At 71.0% G+C, this 23,463-nt stretch carries 17 protein-coding genes and 1 pseudogene; 17 read left to right on the top strand and 1 reads right to left on the bottom strand.

The genetic code is table 11. The annotated features are described in order from the left end of the window. Window positions 1–63 precede the first annotated feature (63 nt). The 7 genes and pseudogenes from ndk to ACWCPW_RS28460 all read left to right on the top strand — a co-directional run bounded on the left by ndk (window position 64) and on the right by ACWCPW_RS28460 (window position 9,242). Window positions 64–474, top strand: coding sequence for a nucleoside-diphosphate kinase (ndk, locus tag ACWCPW_RS28490; RefSeq protein ID WP_020550731.1), 411 nt, complete (start codon window positions 64–66; stop codon window positions 472–474). Window positions 475–924: 450 nt separating this feature from the next. Then, window positions 925–1,944, top strand: a complete 1,020-nt coding sequence (locus tag ACWCPW_RS28485; protein ID WP_026218256.1) for a rod shape-determining protein — start codon at window positions 925–927, stop codon at window positions 1,942–1,944. Window positions 1,945–2,067: 123 nt separating this feature from the next. Then, window positions 2,068–3,117 carry a rod shape-determining protein MreC gene (mreC, locus tag ACWCPW_RS28480; protein WP_449764449.1) on the top strand — a complete coding sequence of 350 codons (1,050 nt, stop codon included), beginning with the start codon at window positions 2,068–2,070 and terminating at the stop codon, window positions 3,115–3,117. A gap of 4 nt (window positions 3,118–3,121) precedes the next feature. Beyond that, window positions 3,122–3,628: pseudogene (gene mreD / locus ACWCPW_RS28475) on the top strand (rod shape-determining protein MreD); the annotation flags it as partial. Between the two features lie 49 nt (window positions 3,629–3,677). Then, window positions 3,678–5,912 carry a penicillin-binding protein 2 gene (mrdA, locus tag ACWCPW_RS28470; protein WP_449764551.1) on the top strand — a complete coding sequence of 745 codons (2,235 nt, stop codon included), beginning with the start codon at window positions 3,678–3,680 and terminating at the stop codon, window positions 5,910–5,912. Beyond that, entirely contained in the window at window positions 5,909–7,159 is a 1,251-nt protein-coding gene (rodA, locus tag ACWCPW_RS28465; protein ID WP_449764448.1) for a rod shape-determining protein RodA, read from the top strand. Before mrdA ends, rodA begins: the two co-directional genes overlap by 4 nt. A 142-nt stretch (window positions 7,160–7,301) precedes the next feature. Further along, the gene (locus ACWCPW_RS28460; RefSeq protein WP_449764447.1) at window positions 7,302–9,242 is read left to right on the top strand and encodes a TIGR03960 family B12-binding radical SAM protein; all 1,941 of its coding nucleotides are present in this window, start codon (window positions 7,302–7,304) and stop codon (window positions 9,240–9,242) included. Between the two features lie 122 nt (window positions 9,243–9,364). Here the strand turns inward: ACWCPW_RS28460 and ACWCPW_RS28455 are convergent, their stop codons facing one another. Beyond that, window positions 9,365–9,862: a hypothetical protein gene (locus tag ACWCPW_RS28455; RefSeq protein ID WP_449764446.1), complete on the bottom strand. Its 498-nt coding sequence runs from the start codon at window positions 9,860–9,862 to the stop codon at window positions 9,365–9,367. 267 nt (window positions 9,863–10,129) lie between these two features. Here ACWCPW_RS28455 and ACWCPW_RS28450 point away from each other — a divergent pair, with 267 nt between their 5' ends. The 10 genes from ACWCPW_RS28450 (at window position 10,130) to ACWCPW_RS28405 (ending at window position 23,290) form a co-directional block, all read left to right on the top strand. Further along, on the top strand, window positions 10,130–10,948 hold the full coding sequence (locus ACWCPW_RS28450) for a hypothetical protein (RefSeq protein WP_449764445.1): 819 nt from the start codon (window positions 10,130–10,132) through the stop codon (window positions 10,946–10,948). Window positions 10,949–11,019: 71 nt separating this feature from the next. Next, window positions 11,020–11,892, top strand: a complete 873-nt coding sequence (locus tag ACWCPW_RS28445) for a TIGR03936 family radical SAM-associated protein (protein WP_449764550.1) — start codon at window positions 11,020–11,022, stop codon at window positions 11,890–11,892. Between the two features lie 149 nt (window positions 11,893–12,041). Beyond that, window positions 12,042–15,653 carry an Rne/Rng family ribonuclease gene (locus tag ACWCPW_RS28440; protein ID WP_449764444.1) on the top strand — a complete coding sequence of 1,204 codons (3,612 nt, stop codon included), beginning with the start codon at window positions 12,042–12,044 and terminating at the stop codon, window positions 15,651–15,653. A gap of 209 nt (window positions 15,654–15,862) precedes the next feature. Continuing rightward, window positions 15,863–16,177 carry a 50S ribosomal protein L21 gene (rplU, locus tag ACWCPW_RS28435; RefSeq protein WP_078977259.1) on the top strand — a complete coding sequence of 105 codons (315 nt, stop codon included), beginning with the start codon at window positions 15,863–15,865 and terminating at the stop codon, window positions 16,175–16,177. 11 nt (window positions 16,178–16,188) lie between these two features. Beyond that, a complete protein-coding gene (gene rpmA / locus ACWCPW_RS28430) occupies window positions 16,189–16,443 on the top strand; it encodes a 50S ribosomal protein L27 (RefSeq protein ID WP_020550744.1) in 255 nt (84 codons plus the stop codon). A 111-nt stretch (window positions 16,444–16,554) separates the two neighbouring features. After that, complete coding sequence (obgE, locus tag ACWCPW_RS28425) at window positions 16,555–17,997, top strand: GTPase ObgE (protein WP_449764443.1); 1,443 nt, start codon at window positions 16,555–16,557, stop codon at window positions 17,995–17,997. 118 nt (window positions 17,998–18,115) lie between these two features. After that, entirely contained in the window at window positions 18,116–19,219 is a 1,104-nt protein-coding gene (proB, locus tag ACWCPW_RS28420) for a glutamate 5-kinase (RefSeq protein ID WP_395863458.1), read from the top strand. 117 nt (window positions 19,220–19,336) lie between these two features. Next, complete coding sequence (locus ACWCPW_RS28415) at window positions 19,337–19,666, top strand: hypothetical protein (RefSeq protein WP_449764549.1); 330 nt, start codon at window positions 19,337–19,339, stop codon at window positions 19,664–19,666. A 175-nt stretch (window positions 19,667–19,841) separates the two neighbouring features. After that, the gene (locus tag ACWCPW_RS28410) at window positions 19,842–21,554 is read left to right on the top strand and encodes an ABC transporter transmembrane domain-containing protein (protein WP_449764442.1); all 1,713 of its coding nucleotides are present in this window, start codon (window positions 19,842–19,844) and stop codon (window positions 21,552–21,554) included. Next, entirely contained in the window at window positions 21,551–23,290 is a 1,740-nt protein-coding gene (locus ACWCPW_RS28405) for an ABC transporter ATP-binding protein (protein WP_449764441.1), read from the top strand. Before ACWCPW_RS28410 ends, ACWCPW_RS28405 begins: the two co-directional genes overlap by 4 nt. Window positions 23,291–23,463: the final 173 nt, after the last annotated feature.

Below are 23,463 nucleotides of genomic sequence, written 5' to 3'. Positions count from 1 at the left end.
GACCGTTCGTCGGGTCGCGAGGTCTGTGCCCGTACCCCCTTTTCGAGGAAGCAAGGAGCCAACGTGTCCGAGCGCACGCTCGTCCTGGTCAAGCCGGACGGAGTCCGGCGTGGTCTCGTCGGTGAGGTCATCGGCCGTATCGAGCGCAAGGGCTTCACCCTGGCCGCGCTCGATCTGCGGGTGATGGACCGCGAGACGATCGAGCGGCACTACGCCGAGCACGAGGGCAAGCCGTTCTACGCCCCGCTCGTGGAGTTCATGACCTCGGCCCCGTCCGTGGCGCTGATCGTCGAGGGCGAGCGGGTGATCGAGTCCTTCCGCGTGCTCGCCGGCGTCACCGACCCGATCAAGGCCCTGCCGGGCACCATTCGCGGCGACTTCGCCACGATCACCCGGGAGAACATCGTGCACGGCTCCGACTCGCCGGAATCCGCCGAGCGCGAGATCAAGAACTTCTTCCCCGAGCACGCCTGAGCGTCCGGTCGCGGCGCCCGGGGTGTTCGACAACCCCACGCGCCGTGCCGGACCCGTCCGTGTCGATTCCCACCGTGACGAACGTGTCGCGATGAAGTGCGAAGCTCGCGCGACGCGCGCGGGCCGCGCGGGACATCGATTTTTTTCGTGACCACGCCGTGCGGACCTCCGCACGACCTGCCGGGACGCCGATCGGGCGTCGACCGTGCGCTGTTAGAGGGAAATCCCTCCACTTGCCGCGCGTGGCACGCAACCCCTCACCCCGTGATCACGTCATGGTGGATGGAGGGTGCAGCCGTGCCCCGGTACGTCGTGGTTCTGCCGCCGGTACACCGTGCCTACGATGTTGGTCGGTCGATCCGGTGTCGTCGGTGCGACGTCCCTCGGCCGGCTCATGTCCTCATGGCTACGAGCTCGGGAAGGCCCTAGGTTCTTTATATGGCGAACAACTTGTCGTTCATCGGTCGTGACATGGCGGTCGACCTCGGTACGGCCAACACGCTGGTGTACGTCAGAGGCCGCGGCATCGTATTGAACGAGCCGTCGGTGGTCGCCAAGAACACCACTACCGGGGGCATCCTGGCGGTCGGCGCCGAGGCGAAGAAGATGATCGGGCGCACGCCCGGCAACATCGTGGCGATCCGACCGCTCAAGGACGGCGTGATCGCCGACTTCGAGATCACCGAGCGGATGTTGCGCTACTTCATCCTCAAGGTGCACCGCCGCCGGTACCTGGCCCGTCCGCGCGTGGTGATCTGCGTGCCCTCGGGCATCACCGGCGTCGAGCGCCGCGCGGTGGTCGAGGCGTCCAGTCAGGCCGGCGCGCGCAGCGTGCACATCATCGAGGAACCGATGGCCGCCGCGATCGGCGCAGGTCTGCCGGTGCACGAGGCGACCGGCAACATGGTCGTCGACATCGGCGGCGGCACCACCGAGGTCGCGGTCATCTCGCTCGGCGGCATCGTCACCGCGCAGTCGATCCGGGTGGCCGGCGACGAGTTGGACAACGCGATCATCGCCTACGTGAAGAAGGAATACTCGCTGCTCCTGGGCGAGCGCAGTGCCGAGGAAATCAAGATGTCGATCGGCTCGGCCTTCGACCTCGGCGAGGACGAGCACAGCGAGATTCGCGGCCGCGACCTGGTCAGCGGCCTGCCCAAGACGATCGTGATCTCCACCTCCGAGGTCCGCAAGGCCATCGAGGAACCGGTCAACACCATCGTGGACGCGGTCAAGAGCACGCTGGACCAGTGTCCGCCCGAACTGGCCGGCGACGTGATGGATCGCGGCATCGTGCTCACCGGAGGCGGCGCCCTGCTGCGCGGCCTCGACGAGCGGCTGCGGACCGAGACCGGTATGCCGATCCACATCGCCGACAACCCGCTGGACTCGGTGGCCCTGGGCGCGGGCAAGTGCGTCGAGGAGTACGAGAAGCTCCAGCAGGTACTGGACGCACAACCGCGCCGCTGACCCGGGACGCGGGGGTGGTCGGCCGGCCCACCGCCCCCGGAACCGGTCCGGCGCGGCCACACACCCCAACTGCCCACAACTGCCCACAAGCGCCGCAACGTACGAAAGGGGCGGGCGCGCATCGTGAGGGACTCCCGGCACGGTCGGCTGGTCCTCGTGCTGCTGCTAGCGATCTCTTTCGCCCTCATCACCGTGGACATCCGCGGTGGCCGGAACTCGCCCATCGCGAATGTCCGCGACTGGGCCTCGGCCGTGTTCGGCCCCGCCGAACGCGGCGTGTCCGCCGCAGTGGACCCCGTCGGCCGGGCCGTGAACGCGGTCAAGGACGCGGGATCCCACGAGAGCGAGAAGAAGCGCCTGCAGGACGAGAACGCCAAGCTTCGTCAACAGGTGGACAACATCGAGTTCGACCGCAATCGCGCGGCCGAATTGGACAAACTGCTCAAGGTCTCCACGGCCGGGCAGTACAAGATCAAGCCCGCGCGCGTGGTCGCCATCGGGCCCGCCCAGGGCTTCTCCTGGACGGTCACCCTCGACGCGGGCGCGGGCGACGGCATCAAACCGGACATGACCGTGATCAACGGCGACGGTCTGGTCGGCCGGGTGACCCAGGTGGGTCCGATGACCTCGACGGTGCTGCTCGCCACCGACCCCGGGTTCGCGGTCGGCACGCGCCTGGCCGGGTCGATGGAGATAGGGATCACCTCGGGACGCGGCGACAAGCCGATGAACCTCAAGCTGCTCAACGGGCAGGCCCGGGTCAAGAAGGGCGACCGGCTGGTCACCTTCGGCTCGCAGGGCGGCAAGCCGTTCGTGCCGGGCGTGCCGGTGGGCGAGGTCGCCGAGGTGCGCAACACCCCGGGCGAACTCACCCGCAGCGTCGAGGTGCGGTCGTACGTGCGCTTCTCCGGCCTGGACACGGTGGGCGTGGTGATCGAACCGCCGCGCACCGACCCGCGCGACGCGGTGCTGCCACCGCCGGTCCAGGAGGCGGCCGCGCCGCCGAGTACGCCACCCGCGCCGCCGGCACCGCCCGCGAGCACCGAGCCGCCCAAGGGCGCCTCGGCCGCGAAGCCGCCCGCCGGCGGGACCCGGACCAACAACGCCAACGCCGCCGACGCACGCCGCAAACCGCCGCCCGGCGGCGCGACCCCACCGACCGGAAGGGACTGAGACGGTGCGGATCTCCCGCGTGTTCTACGCCGCGCTGCTGATCGTCGTCGCGCTCGTGGTCCAGGTGAGCGTGCTCGCCCGGCTCGGTCTGCCCGGCGCGGTGCCGGACCTGCTGCTCCTGGTGGTGGTCGGGCTCGCGCTGACGTACGGGCCCACCGCCGGTTGCGTGATCGGCTTCGCGGCCGGCCTGTGCGCCGACCTCGCGCCGCCCGCCGACCACGCGGCGGGCCGGTACGCCTTCGTGTTGTGCCTGGCCGGGTACGTCTCCGGGCTGTTCGTCTCGCGCAGCCCCAGACGCTCGGTGCTCGCGCCGATCGCCGTGGTCGCGGTCGCCGCGGCGGGCACCACCGTGCTGTACGCGGCGGTCGGCGCGCTGGTCGGCGACGGCGCGGTGCGCCAGGTGGGGCTGACCAAGCTGCTGCTGACCGCGGTGGTCTACGACGCGATCCTGGCGCCGTTCGTGGTGCCGTGGGTGATGGCGCTGGCCCGCAAGGTGGATCCGAAACCGATGCTCTCGGGCCTGTCCCGGTAGGGGGTGAACGCCCAAGATGCGTAAACGCATGCCCAGCCTGCGCAACGCCGGTCGCTCCAAGGGAGACGGCGCGCACAGCGTGCGCGCCCGCATGGTGATCCTGCAGATCCTGGTCCTGTCGCTGATGATCACCCTCTTCGGCCGGCTGTGGTACCTGCAGATCCGCGAGGGCGACCACTACGCCGCGGCCGCGTCGCAGAACCAGGTCCGGGACGTGGTGACCCCCGCCGTGCGCGGTCAGATCCTCGACGACAAGGGCCTCCCGCTGGTCAACAACCGCACCGCGCTGGTGGTCTCGGTCAGCCGCACCGAGCTGCTGCGGATGGCCGACTCCGGGGCCGCCGTGCTGACCCGGCTCGCCGACGTACTGCAACTGCCCGCCGACGAACTCAAGGCGCGCACTCGGCTGTGCGAGCGCAACGTGCCCAAGCCGTGCTGGAACGGCTCGCCGTACCAGCCGATCCCGGTCACCGAGAACGCCACCACCGAGCAGGCGCTGACCATCATGGAGCACCGCGAGGACTTCCCCGGGGTGACCGCCGAGCCCACCGCCGTGCGGCAGTACCCGGCGCCCGAGGGGGCCAACGGCGCGCACGTCGTGGGCTACCTCTCGCCGGTCTCCGACGAGGAGTTGAGCAAGCAGAAGGCCGAGGGCAAGAAGGACCTCCAGCGCGCCGACGAGGTCGGCCGCAGCGGTCTGGAGCGCAGCTACGACGCGGACCTGCGCGGCAAGTCCGGGGTCACCGGGCTGTCCGTGGACCACCTCGGCCGGGTCACCGGCACCGTCTCGGAGACCCCGCCGGTGCCCGGGAACCACCTGGTGACCAGCATCGACGCGAAGATCCAGGCGATCACCGAGCAGCAGTTGGACGAGGCGATGAAGCGGGCCCGGGCGACCTTCGACGCGGGCAACACGCACAAGAACTTCATCGCCGACGCGGGCGCGGCCGTGGTGATGGACATCAAGACCGGCCGGGTGATCGCGATGGCCAGCGCGCCCAACTACGACCCGTCGGTATGGGTGGGCGGCATCTCACCGCAGGACTACCAGGCGCTCACCGACGAGAAGGCCGGCGTACCGCTGGTGGCCAGGGCCACCCAGGGTCAGTTCGCGCCGGGCTCGATCTTCAAGGTGATCTCCACCTCGGCCGCGGCCGAGTCGGGCTACTCGACCAAGGCCAACTACGACTGCTCGCCGAGCATCTCGGTCGGCGGCACGACCTTCAACAACCTGGAGTCCAGGGGCTACGGCCCGATCTCGCTCCAGCGCGCGCTGGAGGTCTCCTGCAACACCGTCTTCTACGGCATCGGCTACGACATGTGGCTCAAGGACGGCGGGATCTTCGGCAAGAACCCCAAGGACCCGATGGTCACCATGGCCAAGGACTACGGCCTGGGCGCCCCCACCGGGATCGACCTGCCCGGCGAGTCCGGCGGACGGATCGCCGACCGGGCCTGGAAGAAGCGCAACTGGGAGCAGAACAAGGACGCGTGGTGCAAGCAGGGCAACACCGGCAACGACTACGTGGACAAGATCGCCAAGGAGAACTGCGTCGACGGGTGGCAGTTCCGCGCCGGTGACGCGATCAACTTCGCGATCGGCCAGGGCGACACCACGGTCACCCCGTTGCAGATGGCCCGGGTGTACGCGGCGATCGCCAACGGCGGCACGTTGTGGAAGCCGTCCATCGGCAAGGCGGTGGTCAGCCCGGACGGCAGGCTCGTGCGCGAGATCCAGCCACAGGCGGCGGCCAGGTTGCCGATAAGCGACGCGACGCTGAAGTACCTGCAGAACGCGCTGATCGGCGTCGAGATGAACGGCACCGCGGCCGGCGTGTTCGCCAACTGGCCGAACGCGCAGATGCCGATAGCGGCCAAGACCGGCACCGGCTCGGTGTACGGAAAGCAGAGCACGTCCTGGTTCGCCACCTACGGCGGGACCAAGGAGGGCCCGCAGTACGCCGTGGTGATGATGGTCAGCCAGGGCGGCACCGGCTCCGGCACCTCGGGTCCGTCCGTACGCAAGATCTACGAGGCGCTGCTCGGCGTCGACGACAAGGGCGCGATCGACCCGGCCAAGGCGCTGCTGCCCGCCCCGCCCACGGGGCTGCCGCACGTCAAGGAGGACGGCACCGTCGTGCCCGCCGCCCATCTGCTGCCGCCGCGCCCCGGCGGGAACAACGCTCCCACCACTACCGCGATGTCCGCGCCCGGGGCACTGCCGCCCGATCGTGTGGTCTACCGGACCGGGAGAGGGACATGAGCCTGAAACTGCGACCCGCCTCGCGGGTGGCCGGGTTCGGTACGCCGGACCTGGGCCGACTCGCGCCGGTGTTCACCCCGCGCCGGTCGATCACCCGGCAGATCATCCAGCGCGACGCCCCGGTGCGTCGGCTGGACTGGATACTCCTGGGCCCGGCGCTCGCGCTGTCCGTGGTGGGCTCGCTGCTGGTGTGGTCCGCGACCCGCAATCGGCGCGGACTCACCGGCGGCGATCCGCAGTTCTTCTTCAAGCGGCACCTGCTCAACCTGGCGATCGGGCTGGTGCTGGCGACAGTGGTGGCGATAATCGGTCACCGTCGGATAAGGGCCTTCGCGCCGTTCGTCGGGATCGTCGCCGTGCTCGGGTTGATGGCCGCGCTCAGTCCGCTGGGCAGCACGATCAACGGTCAGCGGGCCTGGATCCAACTGGGCGCGGGCTTCTCGGTGCAGCCCGCCGAGTTGGCCAAGATCGCGATCATCCTGTGCATGGCGATGATCCTGGCCGAGCGGGTGGACACCGGGGACTTGGCCCGGCCCGGTGACAAGGCGGTGTTCTGGGCGCTGGTGGTGGCCGCCGTGCCGATGGCGGTGATCATGCTGATGCCCGACCTCGGTTCGGTCATGGTGCTGGCGATGATCGTGCTCGGCGTGCTGCTCGCGTCCGGCGCGCGAGCACGCTGGATGATCGCGCTGATCATGATGGCCGCGGCCGGCGCGGTCGCGGTGGTGCGTCTGGGGCTGCTCAGCGAATACCAGATCGATCGGTTCCGGGCGTTCGCCAACCCGGACTTCGATCCGGGCGGCGTCGGCTACAACACCGTGATGGCCCGGCTGGCGATCGGCTCGGGCGGGCTCACCGGCAAGGGGCTGTTCCACGGCGAGCAGACCAGCGGCCAGTACGTGCCCGAACAGCAGACCGACTTCGTGTTCTCGGTGGCGGGCGAGGAACTGGGCTTCATCGGCTGCTGCGTGATCATCGCGCTGTTCGGGATCCTGCTGTGGCGCGGGATCCGGATCGCGCTGCACGCCGACGACCTGTACGGCACGATCGTCGCGGCCGGCGTGGTCGCCTGGTTCGCCTTCCAGGCGTTCGAGAACATCGGGATGAACCTGGGGATCATGCCGGTGGCCGGGCTGCCGCTGCCGTTCGTCTCCTACGGCGGATCCTCGATGTTCGCGATCTGGATGGGGATAGGGCTGTTGCAGTCGGTGCACATGCGGCACGCCGGCGCCTTCAAGTCGGCCTGAGCCGAGCCGGCGCGTCGGCCTCGCACAGGCTGTCGGCCACCGTCGCGGGCGGGCTCCCACCGGGCATCTCGGTAGGGGGTCCGCCCGGATCGCGTTAGGCTGGGAGGTCGATCCCCCTCCCAGCCCCATCGGAAGGACCGCCATGCCCGTCGAGTCCCTGTTCCCGCGTCTGGAGCCGCTTCTGCCCCAGGTGCAGAAGCCCATCCAGTACGTCGGTGGCGAGCTCAACTCGACCGTCAAGGAATGGGACGCGTGTACGGTCCGCTGGGCGCTGATGTACCCGGACGCGTACGAGGTCGGCCTGCCCAACCAGGGCGTGATGATCCTGTACGAGGTCCTCAACGAGGTCGCCGACGTGCTCGCGGAGCGCACCTACGCGGTGTGGGGCGACCTGGAAAAGCTGATGCGCGAGCACGACGTGCCGCAGTTCACCGTGGACGGCCACCGACCCGTCGGCGCGTTCGACGTGTTCGGGCTGAGCTTCTCCACCGAGCTGGGCTACACGAACATGCTCAACGCGCTCGACCTGGCCGGGATCCCGATCGAGGCCAAGGACCGCACCGAGGACCACCCGATCGTGCTCGCCGGCGGACACGCCGCGTTCAACCCCGAGCCGATCGCGGACTTCATCGACTGCGCCGTGGTCGGCGACGGCGAGCAGGCCGTGCTCCAGATCACCGACATCATCCGGGCCTGGAAGGCCGAGGGCCGGCCGGGCGGTCGGGACGAACTGCTGTTCCGCCTCGCGGTCACCGGCAACGTCTACGTGCCGCGCTTCTACGACGTGGACTACCTCGACGACGGCCGGATCCAGCGGGTCGCGCCGAACCGCTCGGGCGTGCCGTGGCGGGTGTCCAAGCACACCGTGATGGACCTGGACGAGTGGCCCTACCCCAAGCAGCCGCTGGTGCCGCTCGCCGAGACGGTGCACGAGCGCATGTCGGTGGAGATCTTCCGCGGCTGCACCCGCGGTTGCCGCTTCTGCCAGGCCGGCATGATCACCCGGCCGGTGCGCGAGCGCAGCATCAAGGGCATCGGCGAGATGGTCGACAAGGGCCTGAAGGCGACCGGCTTCGAGGAGGTCGGCCTGCTGTCGTTGTCCTCCGCCGACCACACCGAGATCGCCGAGGTGGCCAAGGGCCTCGCGGACCGCTACACCGACGACAAGATCGGCCTGTCGCTGCCGTCCACCCGGGTGGACGCGTTCAACATCGACCTGGCCAACGAGCTGACCCGCAACGGTCGCCGCTCGGGTCTGACCTTCGCCCCCGAGGGCGGCAGCGAGCGGCTGCGCAAGGTGATCAACAAGATGGTGTCCGAGGAGGACCTCATCCGCACGGTCGCCACCGCGTACGGCAACGGCTGGCGCCAGGTGAAGCTCTACTTCATGGTCGGCCTGCCCACCGAGACCGACGAGGACGTGCTGCAGATCGCGGACATGGCCAAGAAGGTCATCCAGAAGGGCCGCGAGGTCTCCGGGAGCCGGGACATCCGCTGCACGGTGTCGATCGGCGGGTTCGTACCCAAGCCGCACACCCCGTTCCAGTGGGCCCCGCAGCTCGACCCCGCCGCCACGGACGCGCGGCTGCACAAGCTGCGCGACGCGATCCGCGCGGACCGGCAGTACGGCAAGTCGATCGGCTTCCGCTACCACGACGGCAAGCCGGGCGCGATCGAGGGCCTGCTCTCGCGCGGCGACCGCCGGGTGGGCCGGATCATCCGCGCGGTCTGGGAGGACGGCGGCCGATTCGACGGCTGGAGCGAACACTTCAGCTACGACCGCTGGGTGCGCTGCGCCGACGAGGCGCTGTCCGACGAGCCGGTGGACCTGAACTGGTACACCACCCGCGAACGCGAGTGGAACGAGGTGCTCCCGTGGGACCACCTCGACTCCGGCCTGGACAAGGACTGGCTGTGGGAGGACTGGCAGGACGCCCTCGACGAAACCGAGGTCGACGACTGCCGCTGGAGCCCCTGCTTCGACTGCGGCGTATGTCCGCAGATGGACACGTCCATTCAAATCGGCCCGACCGGGCAGAAGCTTCTGCCGCTGTCGGTCAAGCAACCGGCCGCGCAGGGCTAGCACCGGGACCAGGCGCGGGCCCTCCGGGGGCTCGGAACGAACAGGCGGTCGGGCGACGAGTCCGGCCGCTTTTCGTTTCCGTGCGGGGTGCCGCGGTGGGCAAGGCGGTGCGGGATGCCGCGTTACCTTTCGCGGTTGTTGTTCAGCTTCCTCTCGGTGCTGCCCCCACTCACGTCCAGGCCGCGCGTCGTTTCGTCGCGGTCGACCTCCACGGGGGCGGACGTTTTGCCGTCCGCGGCGGGCACGAAGCCCGTGGCAGCGCTCTTCGACGCCGACCGGTCGGCGTCCGGCGCCTTGGCTGGGGAGGCGGGCTTCTCTTCGAGCAATTGATACTTTCGGAACGCGGCGGTGTCCCGGCGGAGGCTCTCCCTCATGGCTTGTGCCGCTTCGGCCACCGATAGCTCAGGCTGCGGGGACATGGTCTTTTCACTCGGCCTTGCCGCGGGTTCCGAGGGCTTGGGCATGTGCTGCAGTGCGTTGGGGGCGACGCGGGTCAAAGTCTGGCCAGGCGTCTCCTTCTTGTTCTCGTATTTCGGTCCTGCCGGTTCTTGGGTGGTCCGTTGACCGAAATTCTTCACCAAGAGTCGGACGATCTCCGGGATCTGCTTCCAAGTTGCCACTGCGCACCGCCTTCACGAGGTCGTCGCAAGAGTGCGGGACCCTTCAGGCCTACACCCTGCACCAACAGGCGGAAGCTGCCCAGCCCTTCGGGCGCGGTTCGGGCTCGCCTGCCTCGTCGGCGGCACGGAGTGCGCCGAGGGCGGCGCGGGGTCGACGCGCGATCGAGCCGGACCACCGGTGCCCGCCATCGAGTAGTCGCATGGTCACACGAAGCAGCAATGGTGGCCCCGCCTCCTTGTCGGTGGCGGGGCCACTAATCTTCCCGGGTGAATGCAAACGGGGAGCAACCGGAACCGGCGCCGTGGACGCCGTCGACGAGCAATCACCCACCGGGGCCGCCGACCCGGCCCGAACCGACCTGGCAGCAGCGCGCCGAAGGCACCCGCACGGCCGGCGGCCCCGAACCGGGCGAGGGGTGCCTGTACGCGGTGGTCCGCTGGCCCGCCCGGATCATCGCGCTGATCATCGTGGTCCCGCTGCGGCTGCTGTGGGAGCTGCTGTGCCTGATCGGCCGGGGCATCAAGTTCCTGTTCTGGACCTGGTTCCTGCGGCCGATCCTCAAGGGCCTGAAGATCCTGCTGTGGGACTGGTTCCTGTACCCGGTGCTCAGCTTCGTCGGCCGCTACATCCTGGTCCCGATCGGCAACGCGATCGCGTGGGTGGTCACCCACCTGCTGATCCGCCCGCTCGTCTTCCTGTTCAGGTACGTGCTGCTCAAGCCCGCGACGTGGCTGTGGCGGTACGTGCTGCGTCCGGTCGGACGCGTGACGCTGCAGGCGCTGCGGTTCGCGTGGGACGTGTCCACCGCCGTCGTGAACTTCCTGATCGTCCGGCCGCTGTCCTGGTTGTGGCGGGCCGTACTGGCCCCGATCGGTCGGGGCATCGCCGTGGTCTGGCACCACCTGGTGGTACTGCCGGTGTCCTGGGCGTGGCGCAACGTGCTCACGCCGATCGGCAGGGCCATCCGCGCCGTGTGGCGATTCGTCGTCGTGGCGCCGCTGCGCTGGGTCGGCCGCACCATTTTGCGGCCGATCGGCCGGGCCACCGCGGAGGTGCTGCGAGCCATCGGAATCGGGGGCCGCTGACCCGACCCCTCCGATGGCCGTAGTCTTGGAACGACTTCTGCCCACCCACTTGAGCCAAGGACTGAGCGAAACTGGCACGACGTACGCCCGAGGGACCGCCGCCCGCGCCGACGGTCCAGCGACTGCGCCTCCGGTACACCAAGCGCGGCCGCCTCCGGTTCACCAGCCACCGGGATTTTCAGCGCGCGTTCGAGCGGGCCCTGCGTCGGGCGGAAGTGCCGATGGCCTACTCCGCCGGTTTCACCCCCCACCCCAAGGTGTCCTACGCGGGAGCGGCGCCCACGGGCGTCGCCAGCGAGGCCGAGTACCTCGAGATCGGCGTGGCCACGCACTGTGACCCGGCGCGGTTGCGGGACCTGCTCGACGCCTCGCTGCCGAGCGGTCTCGACGTGCTCGAGATCGTCGAGGCACACGGCGGCAACCTGCCCGAACGCCTCGAGGCGTCGGTCTGGGAGCTGCTTCTCGCCGGGGTCACCCGCGAGGAGGCCGAGCGGGCGGTCGGCGTGTTCCTGGCCGCGGAGACCGTCGAGGTCCAGCGGATGAGCAAGAACGGAATGCGCACATTCGACGCCCGCGAGGCGGTGATCGCGCTGACCGTCACCACCCCCGACGGGAACGACGCAGGTCACCCTGGTGTCGATGCGGGTAGTGCCGCACCTTGTGCGATACTGCGACTGGTTGTCCGGCACACCACACCCGCCGTTCGACCCGACGACGTTCTGTCCGGTCTTCGCATGGTCGCCGAACTTGTTACGCCCACCGCCGCCGCGGTCACCCGCCTGGCGCAGGGGCCGCTCGACACCGCGACCGATTCGGTGACCGACCCGCTCGCGCCCGACCGCGCAGCAGCATCGGCGGTGGAGCACACCTCGCAGGGGGACGAGGTACTCCGGACCGGCCCGCAGGGCGGTGCAGAACCCGTCGTCGAAGCCTCGAATCGGTGACGACCGGGTACACGAGGCCCAAGGCTTGAATTTCCGACAGACTTATCGCCCGGTCACGGCCGCAAGGTCGGGACCGGCGAGTGAGAGAGAAGCTTCCGCGCGGCGCCCTGCGTTGGAGCGCCCGGAAGCGTGACGGGAGACAGACCCGCATGCTCGACACCGAGCCCAACGACACGCCTGAGACATCAGGTACACCCGGGGTTGTGAACTCCGGTACTTCCGACAACGACAACAGCACGAAGGACGACACGGCCTCGACGCCGGCACCCCGCCGCCGTCGCAGGGCCGCCAGTCGACCCGCGGGACCGCCGAGCGTGCCCTCTGCCGAGGCCGCGCCGGTTCCGGCTGCCGTGACACCCGAGGTTGCCGAGCCCTCCGACGAGGAGGAGCCGGAGGCCGAGGAGGCCGCGGTGGTCGAGCCCGAGCCCGAGCCCGAGCCGGAGGCCCCGCGACGTGCGCGGCGCACCCGCAAGCGGGTGACCGCGCCGGTGACCGACACGGCGGAGGCCGCGGCCGCACCGGCGGAGGCCGTCGAGGCCGCGCCGACCGAGGCCGAGCCGGAGCCCGAGGAGGCACCCCGGCGAGTCCGGCGTACCCGCAAGCGGGCGGCGGTCGCTCCCGAGGCGACCTCGGACGAGGTCGTGCCCGAGCCCGCTCCCGAGCCGGTCCGGGCCGAGTCCGGGCAGCCGGAGACCGAGGCCGAGCCGGCCGAGGAGGCCCCGCGACGCACCCGGCGTACCCGCAAGCGCGCGGTGCCCGCGGCCGAGGCGATCGAGGAGAGCCCCGTCGCCGAGGCCGAGCCGGTCGTCGAGGCCGCGCCCGAGCCGGAGCCCGAGGCCGCGCCCGAGCCGCGGACCCGCAGCGGCCGCAAGACGCCGCCGCCGGTGTTCCAGCCGCTGTTCCAGGCCCCGCAGGCGGCCGTCTTCGCCGAGCCCCAGCGCGTGGCCGAGCCGACCCCGGCGCCCGCCGCCGCCGAGCCCGAGCCCGAGACCCGCACCGAGTCGGACGAGCCGCGTGGTCGGCGTCGCCGGCGCCGTGCGCTGCCGGTGGACGAGGTGCACACGGCGGCCGAGGCCGAGCCGCAGGACTCGCGCTACCAGGACGAGCAGGAGCGGCACGTGGGCCGCGCGGTCACCACGACCGAGCAGCCCGAGGCCGCGCAGGAGCCGGAGGGCTCCGAAGCGCACGAGGACGACACCGAGGGCGACCGCCCGACCCGTCGCCGTCGGCGCGGCGGTCGTCGCCGCCGCGGTCGCGGTGACGACGGTGCCGAGGACAGCGGCTCCGACGAGGACGGCGAGCAGCAGGCCGAGGGCGTCGGCGACGGTCCCGACGACGACGAGGACACCGACGAGCCGGGCGACCCCGGGGCGACCACGAGCAGCCGGCGCCGGCGTCGGCGCCGCCGTCGTGACGGTGCGGCCGACGACGTCGCGGCCGAGCCGCAGGACGACCCCGAGCGCACCGTGGTCAAGGTGCGCGAGCCGCGCAAGCGCGAGGCGCTCAGCGAGAGCCCCACCGACGAGGTGCAGGGCGTCAAGGGCTCGACCCGCCTGGAGGCCAAGAAGCAGCGCCGCCGCGAGGGGCGCGAGCAGGGCCGTCGGCGGGTGCCGATCATCACCGAGTCGGAGTTCCTGGCCCGCCGCGAGGCGGTCGAGCGGGTGATGGTCGTCCGCCAGAACGGCGAGCGCACCCAGATCGGCGTGCTCGAGGACGACGTGCTCGTCGAGCACTACGTCAACAAGGAGCAGGCCACCTCGTACGTCGGCAACGTCTACCTGGGCAAGGTCCAGAACGTGCTGCCGTCGATGGAGGCCGCCTTCGTCGACATCGGCAAGGGCCGCAACGCGGTGCTGTACGCCGGTGAGGTCAACTTCGAGGCGGCGGGCTTCAGCGGCCCGCGCCGGATCGAGGCCGTGCTCAAGCCCGGCCAGTCGGTCCTGGTACAGGTCACCAAGGACCCGATCGGCCACAAGGGCGCCCGGCTGACCAGCCAGGTCTCGCTGCCCGGTCGGTACCTGGTCTACGTGCCCGAGGGCACCATGACCGGGATCAGCCGCAAGCTCCCGGACACCGAGCGGGCGCGGCTGAAGACCATCCTCAAGAAGATCGTGCCGGAGAACGCGGGCGTCATCGTGCGCACCGCCGCCGAGGGCGCGACCGAGGAGGACCTGACCCGCGACGTGACGCGGCTGCAGGCGCAGTGGGAAGAGATCAAGAAGAAGTCCAAGATGATCACGACCAGTTCGCCCTCGCTGCTGTACGGCGAGCCGGACATGACGGTTCGGGTCATCCGCGACATCTTCAACGAGGACTTCTCCAAGCTGATCGTCTCGGGCGACGAGGCGTGGGACGTCGTCCACGACTACGTCGGCCACGTGGCCCCCGACCTGGCCCCGCGGTTGTCCCGCTGGACCAGCGAGGTGGACGTCTTCGCGACGTACCGCATCGACGAGCAGCTCATGAAGGCGCTGGACCGCAAGGTCTGGCTGCCCAGCGGCGGCTCGCTGGTGATCGACCGCACCGAGGCGATGGTCGTGGTCGACGTCAACACCGGGAAGTTCACCGGCCAGGGCGGCAACCTCGAGGAGACCGTCACCCGCAACAACCTGGAGGCGGCGGAGGAGATCGTCCGCCAGCTCCGGCTGCGCGACCTCGGCGGGATCATCGTCGTCGACTTCATCGACATGGTCCTGGAGGGCAACCGCGACCTCGTGCTGCGGCGCCTGATGGAGTGCCTGGGCCGGGACCGGACCAAGCACCAGGTCGCCGAGGTGACCTCGCTGGGCCTGGTCCAGATGACCCGCAAGCGGGTCGGCCAGGGTCTGCTCGAGGCCTTCTCGGAGAACTGCGAGCGGTGCAACGGTCGCGGCGTGATCGTGCACATGGACGCGCCGGAGACGAAGGGGCACGGCAACAGCGGCCACAGCCACGGCGGCAACGGCAACGGCGCCTCCGCCGGTTCCGGGCGGCGCAAGCGCAACAAGGGCGGCGGCGCCGACAAGAACGGCAGCGGTCCGATCATCGAGATCGTCGACACGGACGAGTCGATCGACCTGGACGGCCCGGAGCTCGACGACGTCGCGGTGGACACCGAACTGCCCGAGGTCGCCGCACTCGGCTCGGTCGAGCCGGTCGAGGTCGCCGAGGCGATCGAGGCTGTGGAGACCGCCGAGACCGCCGAGACGGCCGAGGTCGTCGTCGAGCCGGAGCCGGCCCCGCCGGTCGAGGCCGAGCCGACCGCCGAGGTTGCGGCCGAGACGCCGGTGATCGAGGCCGAGCCGGTCGAGGTCGACGTCGTGGAGGCGGCCGAGGCCGTCGAGGAGGCCGAGGAGGCCCCCGCGCCGGCCAAGCGGGTGCGCAAGACCGCCGCCAAGAAGGCGGTCGCCAAGAAGGCCGCGGCCAAGACCGCGCCGGCGAAGAAGACCGCCGCCGCCAAGACGCCTCGGAAGTCGGCCAAGAAGGTCGCCGCCGAGGCCGCCGAGGCCGCGGCGGCGAGCGAGGCGCCGGCCGAACAGCCGGTCGCCGAGCCGACGCCGGAGCCGGCCGCGAAGGCGACCAGGGCCACGAAGGCCGCCGCGAAGGCCAAGGCGCAGGCCGCCGAGGTCCCGGCCGAGGCCCCCGCCGAGGTAGAGCCGGCCAAGCCCGCCAAGGCCGCCGCCAAGCCGCGCAAGACGTCGCGGCGGGCGACCCGGCCCGCCGGCCCGCCGGAAGGTGCCGTGGACGGCGCCGAGCCGGTTTCGGCGGCGAGCGGAAGCTGAGTCACGACGGGTCCGTCCCGGGGTTCGACCCCGGGACGGACCCGTTTGGCCTTCGCCCCCGAGGATCCTGTAACCTTTGCCCTTGGTGTGCTTAGGCACAGGCTCCTGAGCAACCACCCTCCGGATCGCAAGCTTCGGAGGAGGCCCCCGATTTCTGTTCGGTGTGGCTGGCTTCAGGGGCTCGGACCCTGCAGAGAGAGAGATCCACGGTGTACGCGATCGTTCGCGCCGGTGGCAGGCAGCACAAGGTTGCCATCGGTGACGTCGTCCAGGTCGACCGCATTCGCGGTGCGGCGGGCACGGCAGTTGAGCTCCAGGCCATCCTCGTCGTAGACGGTGAAGCCGTGACGAGTGACCCGTGGGTCCTCGCGGGTGTGAAGGTGACGGCCGAGGTCGTCGATCACACCAAGGGCAAGAAGATCGACATTCTGAAGTACAAGAACAAGACCGGTTACCGCAAGCGCATGGGTCACCGCCAGCAGCACACCCAGCTTAAGATCACCGGCATCAACTCCGGGAAGTAGGGAGAAGCGACATGGCACACAAGAAGGGTGCATCTTCCACCCGGAACGGCCGTGACTCGAACGCTCAGCGCCTCGGCGTCAAGCGCTTCGGCGGCCAGGTCGTCAACGCCGGCGAGATCATCGTCCGCCAGCGTGGTACGCACTTCCACCCCGGTACCAACGTCGGCCGCGGTGGCGACGACACGCTGTTCGCGCTGTCGGCCGGTGCCGTGCAGTTCGGCACCGCGCGCGGTCGTCGCGTCGTGAACATCGTCCCGGCGGAATAATCACGCCGCGGCATTCGCTTTGACACCCGAGGGCGGACCCCATGCGGTCCGCCCTCGGGTGTTTGTCCACAGTGTTTCGCTCCCCGCTCGGGGAGCCGAGGAGGAATCCACGTGACGACCTTCGTCGACCGCGTCGTGCTGCATGTCGCGGCGGGTAACGGGGGCCACGGCGTGGCCTCCGTCCACCGGGAGAAGTTCAAGCCGCTCGGCGGCCCCGACGGTGGGAACGGCGGGCGGGGCGGCGATGTCACGCTGGTCGTGGACGCCAACACCACCACACTGCTCGAGTACCACCACCACCCGCACCGCAAGGCCACCAACGGCAAGCCCGGCGCCGGTGCCAACCGCACCGGTCCCAACGGCGCCGACGTGGTCCTGCCCGTGCCGGACGGCACCGTGGTCAAGCGACTGCTGCCCAACGGCGACGAGGAATTCGTCGAGGACCTGGTCGGCAACGGCGCCAGCTACGTGATCGCCCAGGGCGGTCGCGGCGGGCTGGGCAACGCGGCGCTGGCCTCCCCGCGCCGCAAGGCCCCCGGTTTCGCGCTGCTCGGCGAGCCCGGCGAGGCCGGCGACTTCGTCCTGGAACTCAAGACCGTCGCGGACGTCGCGCTCGTGGGTTACCCGAGCGCCGGCAAGTCCTCGCTGATCGCCACGCTCAGCGCCGCGCGCCCCAAGATCGCCGACTACCCGTTCACCACCCTGGTGCCGAACCTGGGTGTGGTCACCGCCGGCGACGTCGTCTACACCGTCGCCGACGTGCCCGGGCTGATCCCCGGCGCGAGCGAGGGCAAGGGTCTGGGCCTGGAGTTCCTGCGGCACGTCGAGCGCTGCAAGGCGCTCGTACACGTGCTGGACTGCGCGACGCTGGAGCCCGGCCGCGACCCGATCAGCGACCTCGACACGATCGAGGCCGAGCTGAAGGCGTACGGCGGCCTGGAGGACCGGCCGCGGATGGTCGCGCTGAACAAGATCGACGTGCCCGACGGCAACGACCTCGCCGACATGGTCAAGGCCGAGTTGGAGGGGCGCGGGCTCCAGGTGTTCGCGGTCTCCGCGGTCAGCCGGGCGGGCCTGCGCGAGTTGTCCTTCGCGATGGCCGCGCAGGTGCAGGGCGCGCGCGACGCCGCGCCGGCGCCGGAGGCCACCCGGATCGTGCTGCGGCCGACCGCGGTCGACGACAGCGGCTTCACCGTCACCCGGCGCGACGAGGCCTTCATCGTGCGCGGGGCCAAGCCCGAACGCTGGGTGCGCCAGACCGACTTCAGCAACGACGAGGCGGTGGGCTACCTCGCCGACCGGCTCGCCCGACTCGGCGTCGAGGAGGCGCTGTGGTCGGCCGGCGCCGTCCCCGGTGCCGAGGTCGTCATCGGCGACGACGTCACCGGCGTGGTCTTCGACTGGGAGCCCACCGTGGCGGCCGGCGCGGAGATGCTGGGCCGACGCGGCGAGGACCACCGCCTGCAGACCCACCGCCCGGCGGTGGACAAGCGCCGCGAGCGCGAGGCGATCGAGACGCAGTACGAGGAGTTCGACCCGTTCTCGGACTCGTGACCGACGGGCGCTCCTCGGATGATGGTGATTCCTGAAGATTCCGGGTGATTCCGGATGCTTTCGAACGGGGAAGGCAGGGCCTGAAGTGCTCACTGGGGCCGGCGCGGCGCGCGAGGACGTGACCTCCGCGCGCCGCATCGTGGTCAAGGTCGGTTCGTCCTCGCTGACGACCGCCCAGGGGGGCCTGGACGCGGATCGCGTCGACGCCCTCGTGGACGTGATAGCGGCCAAGCGGGCCGAGGGGGTCCAGGTCGTCCTGGTCTCCTCCGGCGCGATCGCCGCCGGGTTGGCCCCGCTCGGACTGGCCCGCCGGCCACGCGACCTGGCCACCCAGCAGGCCGCCGCGAGCGTCGGCCAGGGGCTGCTGGTGGCCCGCTACACCGCGTCGTTCGCGCGCTACGGCCTGCGGGTGGGCCAGGTGTTGCTGACCGTCGACGACGTCACCCGGCGCGCGCACTACCGCAACGCCTACAACACGCTGGACAAGCTGCTGGCGATGGGCGCGGTGCCCGTGGTCAACGAGAACGACACGGTGGCCACCGAGGAGATCCGGTTCGGCGACAACGACCGACTCGCCGCGCTGGTCGCCCACGTCGTGCACGCCGATCTGCTCGTGCTGCTCTCCGACGTGGACGGGCTCTACGACGGCGACCCGGCCAAGTCGACCTCCTCGCGGGTTCCGTTCGTGCACGGCCCCGAGGATCTCGAAGGCATCGAGATCGGCAAGGCCGGCAAGGCCGGCGTGGGCACCGGCGGCATGGTGACCAAGGTCGAGGCGGCGGGCATCGCGACCTCGGCGGGCATCCCCGTGGTGCTCACCGCGGCCCGCTTCGCGTCCGACGCGCTGGCCGGCAAGGACACCGGAACGCTCTTCCACCGCACCGGAGTTCGTACCGCCGACCGACTGCTGTGGCTGGCCCACGCGAGCACCGCGCGCGGTCGGCTCACCCTCGACCCCGGTGCGGTCCGGGCCGTCGTCGAGCGGCGCAGTTCGCTGCTGCCCGCCGGGATCACCGGTGTCCAGGGCGGTTTCGTCGCCGGCGATCCGGTGGACCTGGTTGACGAAAACGGTCACATCGTGGCCCGCGGACTGGTCAACTTTGATGCGAAGGAACTGCCGGGCCTGTTCGGGCGATCGACCCGAGAGTTGGCCCGGGAGTTGGGTCCGGCCTACGAGCGCGAGGTCGTCCACCGTGACGATCTGGTGCTGCTGCGCCGCTGAGCGACGACCACCGAAGATCAGCAGCTCGCCGACGGGAGGCCGGCCGTGCCGGAGCGTGGGGACCGTCCCTGGGGACAGCCGAACACGAGGGCGGAGGCCGACGACGGCGCGGGCCGGATGTGGCACATCACGCTCACCCTCGCCGGCAAGCCGGGTGATCCCGAGGACGTGCGGCGGGCGCTGGAACGGCTCGCCCACGAGCACCCGTTCCTGCTCGCCGGACGCTACGCGGCCGACCACGCGGAGGTGCGGTACTGGGAGGAGGCGCCCAACCTGCACGACGCGGCGGCGATCGCGTTGCGGCTGTGGGGCGAGCATCGTCAGAGCGCGGGACTGCCGCCCTGGGAGCTGATCGGCCTGGAGGTGGTGGACCGCCCGACGTACCAGACGCGGGCCGGCGCGCCGGCTCCGCTGCCGGTGCAACCGGGCCGGGTGCAGCCCTTCTAGCGCCGGTACCGGCCGCTCCAGCGCCGGGGCCGGCCGCGTTCGACCCGCGCCCGGCGGCGGGGTCGGGCCATCTCGTCCCCGGCCCGTTTCGGGCCGTGCCGGGCCGGGTGGCGGTGCGGGTGTCGGCGAATAATGCGTGGCCCGAAAAACTCTCTCGCGTTAGCGTCGCGGGACAATGCGTAAGTTTCCCGTCGCCGACCCCGGCGATCCCGATATCCGGTCGGCGGGCCGATTCCTGATCTGGCTCGCCGCTCGTTGTCGCCGGACGATCACCATGGGCATCCTGTGGGCGTCGGTCTGGATGGTCGCGCAGGCGCTGATGCCCGCCGCGGTCGGCCGGGCGATCGACGCGATCGAGGAGCGCGACGAGCGCGGACTGCTCGGCTGGTCCGGCGCGCTGTTGGGGATCGCCGTCCTGATCGGCTTCACCGGGATCATGCGCCACCGCAACGCGGTCGCCAACTTCCTGGACGGCGCGTTTCGCACGATCCAACTGGTGACCCGGCACGCCTCGCGGCTCGGCGCCGCCCTGCAACGCCGGATCGCCTCCGGCGAGGTGGTCGGCGTGGGCACCTCGGACGTGGACGCGATCGGCTCGATGCTGGACATCACCGCCCGCGGCTGCGCGTCGGTCGTCACGCTCGGCGTGGTCGCGGTGGTGCTGCTGAACATGTCGGTGCCGCTGGGTCTGCTCGTGCTGATCGGCGTACCGCTGCTGATGGGCCTGGTCTCGTTGCTGCTGCGTCCGCTGCACCGGCGCCAGAACGACTACCGCGACCTGCAGACCGGCCTGGCCGATCGGGCCGTGGACATCGCCTCCGGCCTGCGGGTGCTGCGCGGGATCGGCGGCGAGCGCACCTTCGGCGCCCGCTACCGGCGCGAGTCGCAACAGTTGCGGGTGGCCGGCGTTCGTACCGCCCGGGTCGAATCCCTGCTGGAGGCGGCGCAGTTCCTGGTGCCCGGCTTCTTCGTCGCGTTCGGCACCTGGCTGGCCGCCCGGTTCGCGCTGGACGGTCGACTGACGGTCGGTCAGATGGTGTCCTTCTACGGCTACGCGGCCTTCCTGACCGTGCCGCTCTCCACCCTCACCGAGGCCGCCGACCGGATCGTGCGCGGCCATGTCGCGGCCCGGCGGGTCACTCGGGTACTGGCCCTGGAACCGGGCGTGAGCGATGCCGCCGAACCCGTCGCGTGGCCGCCGCCCGGCGACCTGGTGGACCGGCGCTCGGGCCTGGTGGTCCGGCCCGGCACGCGGCTGGGCATCGCCTGCGAGGACCCGCAGGACGCGCCGGCGCTGGCCGATCGGCTCGGCCGCTACGAGGACGCCGACGTGCTCTACGGCGACGTGCCGCTGGCCGACCTCGCGCTCGCCGACGTGCGTGCGCGGATCCTGGTCGCGCACCACGACGCGGGTCTGTTCTCCGGGCCGCTGCGCCGCGAACTGACGCCGGGCGACGGTGAAACGGGTGATCTGGCGGCGGCGGTGCGGGTGGCCTGCGCCGAGGACGTGATCGACGCGCTGGGCGAGGGGTTGGACACCGAGATCGCGGCGCGCGGCCGGGAGTTCTCCGGCGGCCAGGTGCAACGCCTGCGGCTGGTACGGGCGTTGGTCGCGAATCCGCAGACGCTGGTGCTGATCGAGCCGACCAGCGCGGTGGACGCGCACACCGAGGCGCGGATCGCGGAGCGGCTCGCCGCCCATCGCCGCGGTCGCACCACGGTGGTCGCGACCACCAGTCCGCTCGTCCTGGACACGCTGGACGAGGTCGCCTACGTCGAGGACGGGAAGGTCATGGCGGTCGGTCCGCATCGTGAACTGCTGGCCGGCGAACCGAAGTACGCGGCACTGGTCACCCGGGTCGACGACGAAGAGCTGGAGGACGCGTGAGCGCGCGGGAACTGCTGCCGATCGCGCCGGCCGCCGAGGTGGGCCGGCACGCGGTGCGGCTGCTGCGCGAGCGGCGCCGGGATCTGATCCTGACCGTCCTGTTCTACGCGCTCGCCGCGGTGGCCGGTCTGGTCGCGCCCCGCCTGCTCGGGGTGTTGATCGAGAAGGTCCGCGCGGACAGCCCGACCCGCACGATCGACCTGCTGGGCCTGGGGATAGCCGGCGCGCTGTTGCTCCAGGCCCTGATCGTGCGGCAGGCCGCGGTGGCCGCGGCGCGGCTCGGCGAGGGGCTGCTCGCGCAGGTCCGCGAGGAGTTCGTGGACCGGATCCTGGACCTGCCGCTGTCCACGGTCGAGCGGGCCGGCTCCGGAGACCTGCTCGGGCGGGCCAACCGGGACGTGGCCGCGATGTCGCGGTCCGCGCGGCGGGCGGTGCCGTCGGTGCTGGTCGCGGTGGTGACGATCGTGCTGACCCTGGTGGGGTTGTTGCTGCTCAACCCGCTGCTGGTGCTGCCGCTGCTGATCACGGTGCCGCTGCTGATCCCGGTCACGTACTGGTACCTGCGCCGCGCGCCGGCCGGCTACCTGCGCGAGAACGCGGCGTGGGCGCAGGTGACCGACTCGCTCGCGGAGACGGTCGAGGGCGCGCGCACGGTCGAGGCGCTGCGGCTGGCGGACCGGCGCAGGCGGCGTGGTGACGAGGACGTCGCGCAGGCGTACGCGGCGGAGCGGTACACGCTGTGGCTGCGCACGATCTGGTTCCCGGTGGTCGACTTCGGCTACGTGCTGCCGGTGGTGGCCACCACGGCCTTCGGCGGCTGGGCGTACCTGCACGGGTGGGCCTCGCTGGGCGAGGTGGCGACCGCGGTGTTGTACGTGCAATTGATCATCGGTCCGATGGACGAGCTGCTGAACTGGCTGGACGAGGTGCAGATCTCGGCGGCCTCGCTGGCCCGGCTGCTGGGTGTGGCGGACGTGCCCTCGGATCGCGAACCCACCGACACGAAGCCGGTGGACGAGACGTTGACCGCGCGCGACGTGCGGTTCGCGTACTCGGCGGGCCGCGAGGTGCTGCACGGGATCGACCTGACCATCGAGCCGGGCGAGCGGATCGCGGTGGTGGGGCCCAGTGGGGCCGGGAAGTCCACGCTGGGGCGGCTGTTGGCGGGGGTCAACGCGCCGACCTCCGGCGACGTGCGGGTGGGCGGGGTGCCGCTGGTGGGCCTGCCGCTGGACGAACTGCGCGGCCGGGTCGCGTTGGTGACGCAGGAGCACCACGTCTTCCGCGGCACGTTGCGGGACAACCTGCTGTTGGCCCGGGAGACCGCCTCCGACGACGAGGTGGTGGCCGCGTTGCGTGCGGTCGACGCGGACTGGGTGGCGGGGTTGCCGGCCGGGGTGGACACCGAAGTCGGGCCGAAGGGGCACGAGTTGACCGCGCCGCAGGCGCAACAGTTGGCGCTGGCCCGGTTGGTATTGGCCGATCCGCACACGTTGGTGCTGGATGAGGCGACCTCGCTGATCGATCCTCGGGCGGCGCGGCATCTGGAGCGGTCGTTGGGGGCGGTGATCTCGGGGCGGACGGTGATTGCCATCGCGCACCGGTTGTATACGGCGCATGACGCGGATCGGGTTGCGGTGGTGGAGGGCGGGCGGATCACGGAGCTGGGGAGTCACCGGGAGTTGATCGCGGCGGACGGTGCGTATGCTGCGCTTTGGCGGTCTTGGCACGGGTGAGTCGGGTTGGGGTGGTTGGCCTCAGGCGCCGGCCGGGCTGGTTGTGCTCAAGCGCCGCACGGGCTGGGTTGGCCTCAAACGCCGGCCGGGCTGAGTGGCCTCAAACGCCGGCCGGGCTATTTGGCCTCAAGCGCCGGCCGGGCTGGTTGTGCTCAAGCGTCGCACGGGCTGGG

It is taken from the genome of Embleya sp. NPDC001921 (genome assembly GCF_053594475.1).
This window is presented reverse-complemented; position numbering and strand designations above follow the sequence as displayed.

Excerpts from the sequence above, each read along its gene's own strand:
- mrdA (WP_449764551.1), top strand. The coding sequence starts at position 3,678 with ATGCCCAGCCTGCGCAACGCCGGTCGCTCCAAGGGAGACGGCGCGCAC.
- rodA (WP_449764448.1), top strand. The coding sequence starts at position 5,909 with ATGAGCCTGAAACTGCGACCCGCCTCGCGGGTGGCCGGGTTCGGTACG.
- ACWCPW_RS28460 (WP_449764447.1), top strand. The coding sequence starts at position 7,302 with ATGCCCGTCGAGTCCCTGTTCCCGCGTCTGGAGCCGCTTCTGCCCCAG.
- ACWCPW_RS28440 (WP_449764444.1), top strand. The coding sequence starts at position 12,042 with ATGCTCGACACCGAGCCCAACGACACGCCTGAGACATCAGGTACACCC.
- rpmA (WP_020550744.1), top strand. The coding sequence starts at position 16,189 with ATGGCACACAAGAAGGGTGCATCTTCCACCCGGAACGGCCGTGACTCG.
- ACWCPW_RS28415 (WP_449764549.1), top strand. The coding sequence starts at position 19,337 with ATGTGGCACATCACGCTCACCCTCGCCGGCAAGCCGGGTGATCCCGAG.
- ACWCPW_RS28410 (WP_449764442.1), top strand. The coding sequence starts at position 19,842 with ATGCGTAAGTTTCCCGTCGCCGACCCCGGCGATCCCGATATCCGGTCG.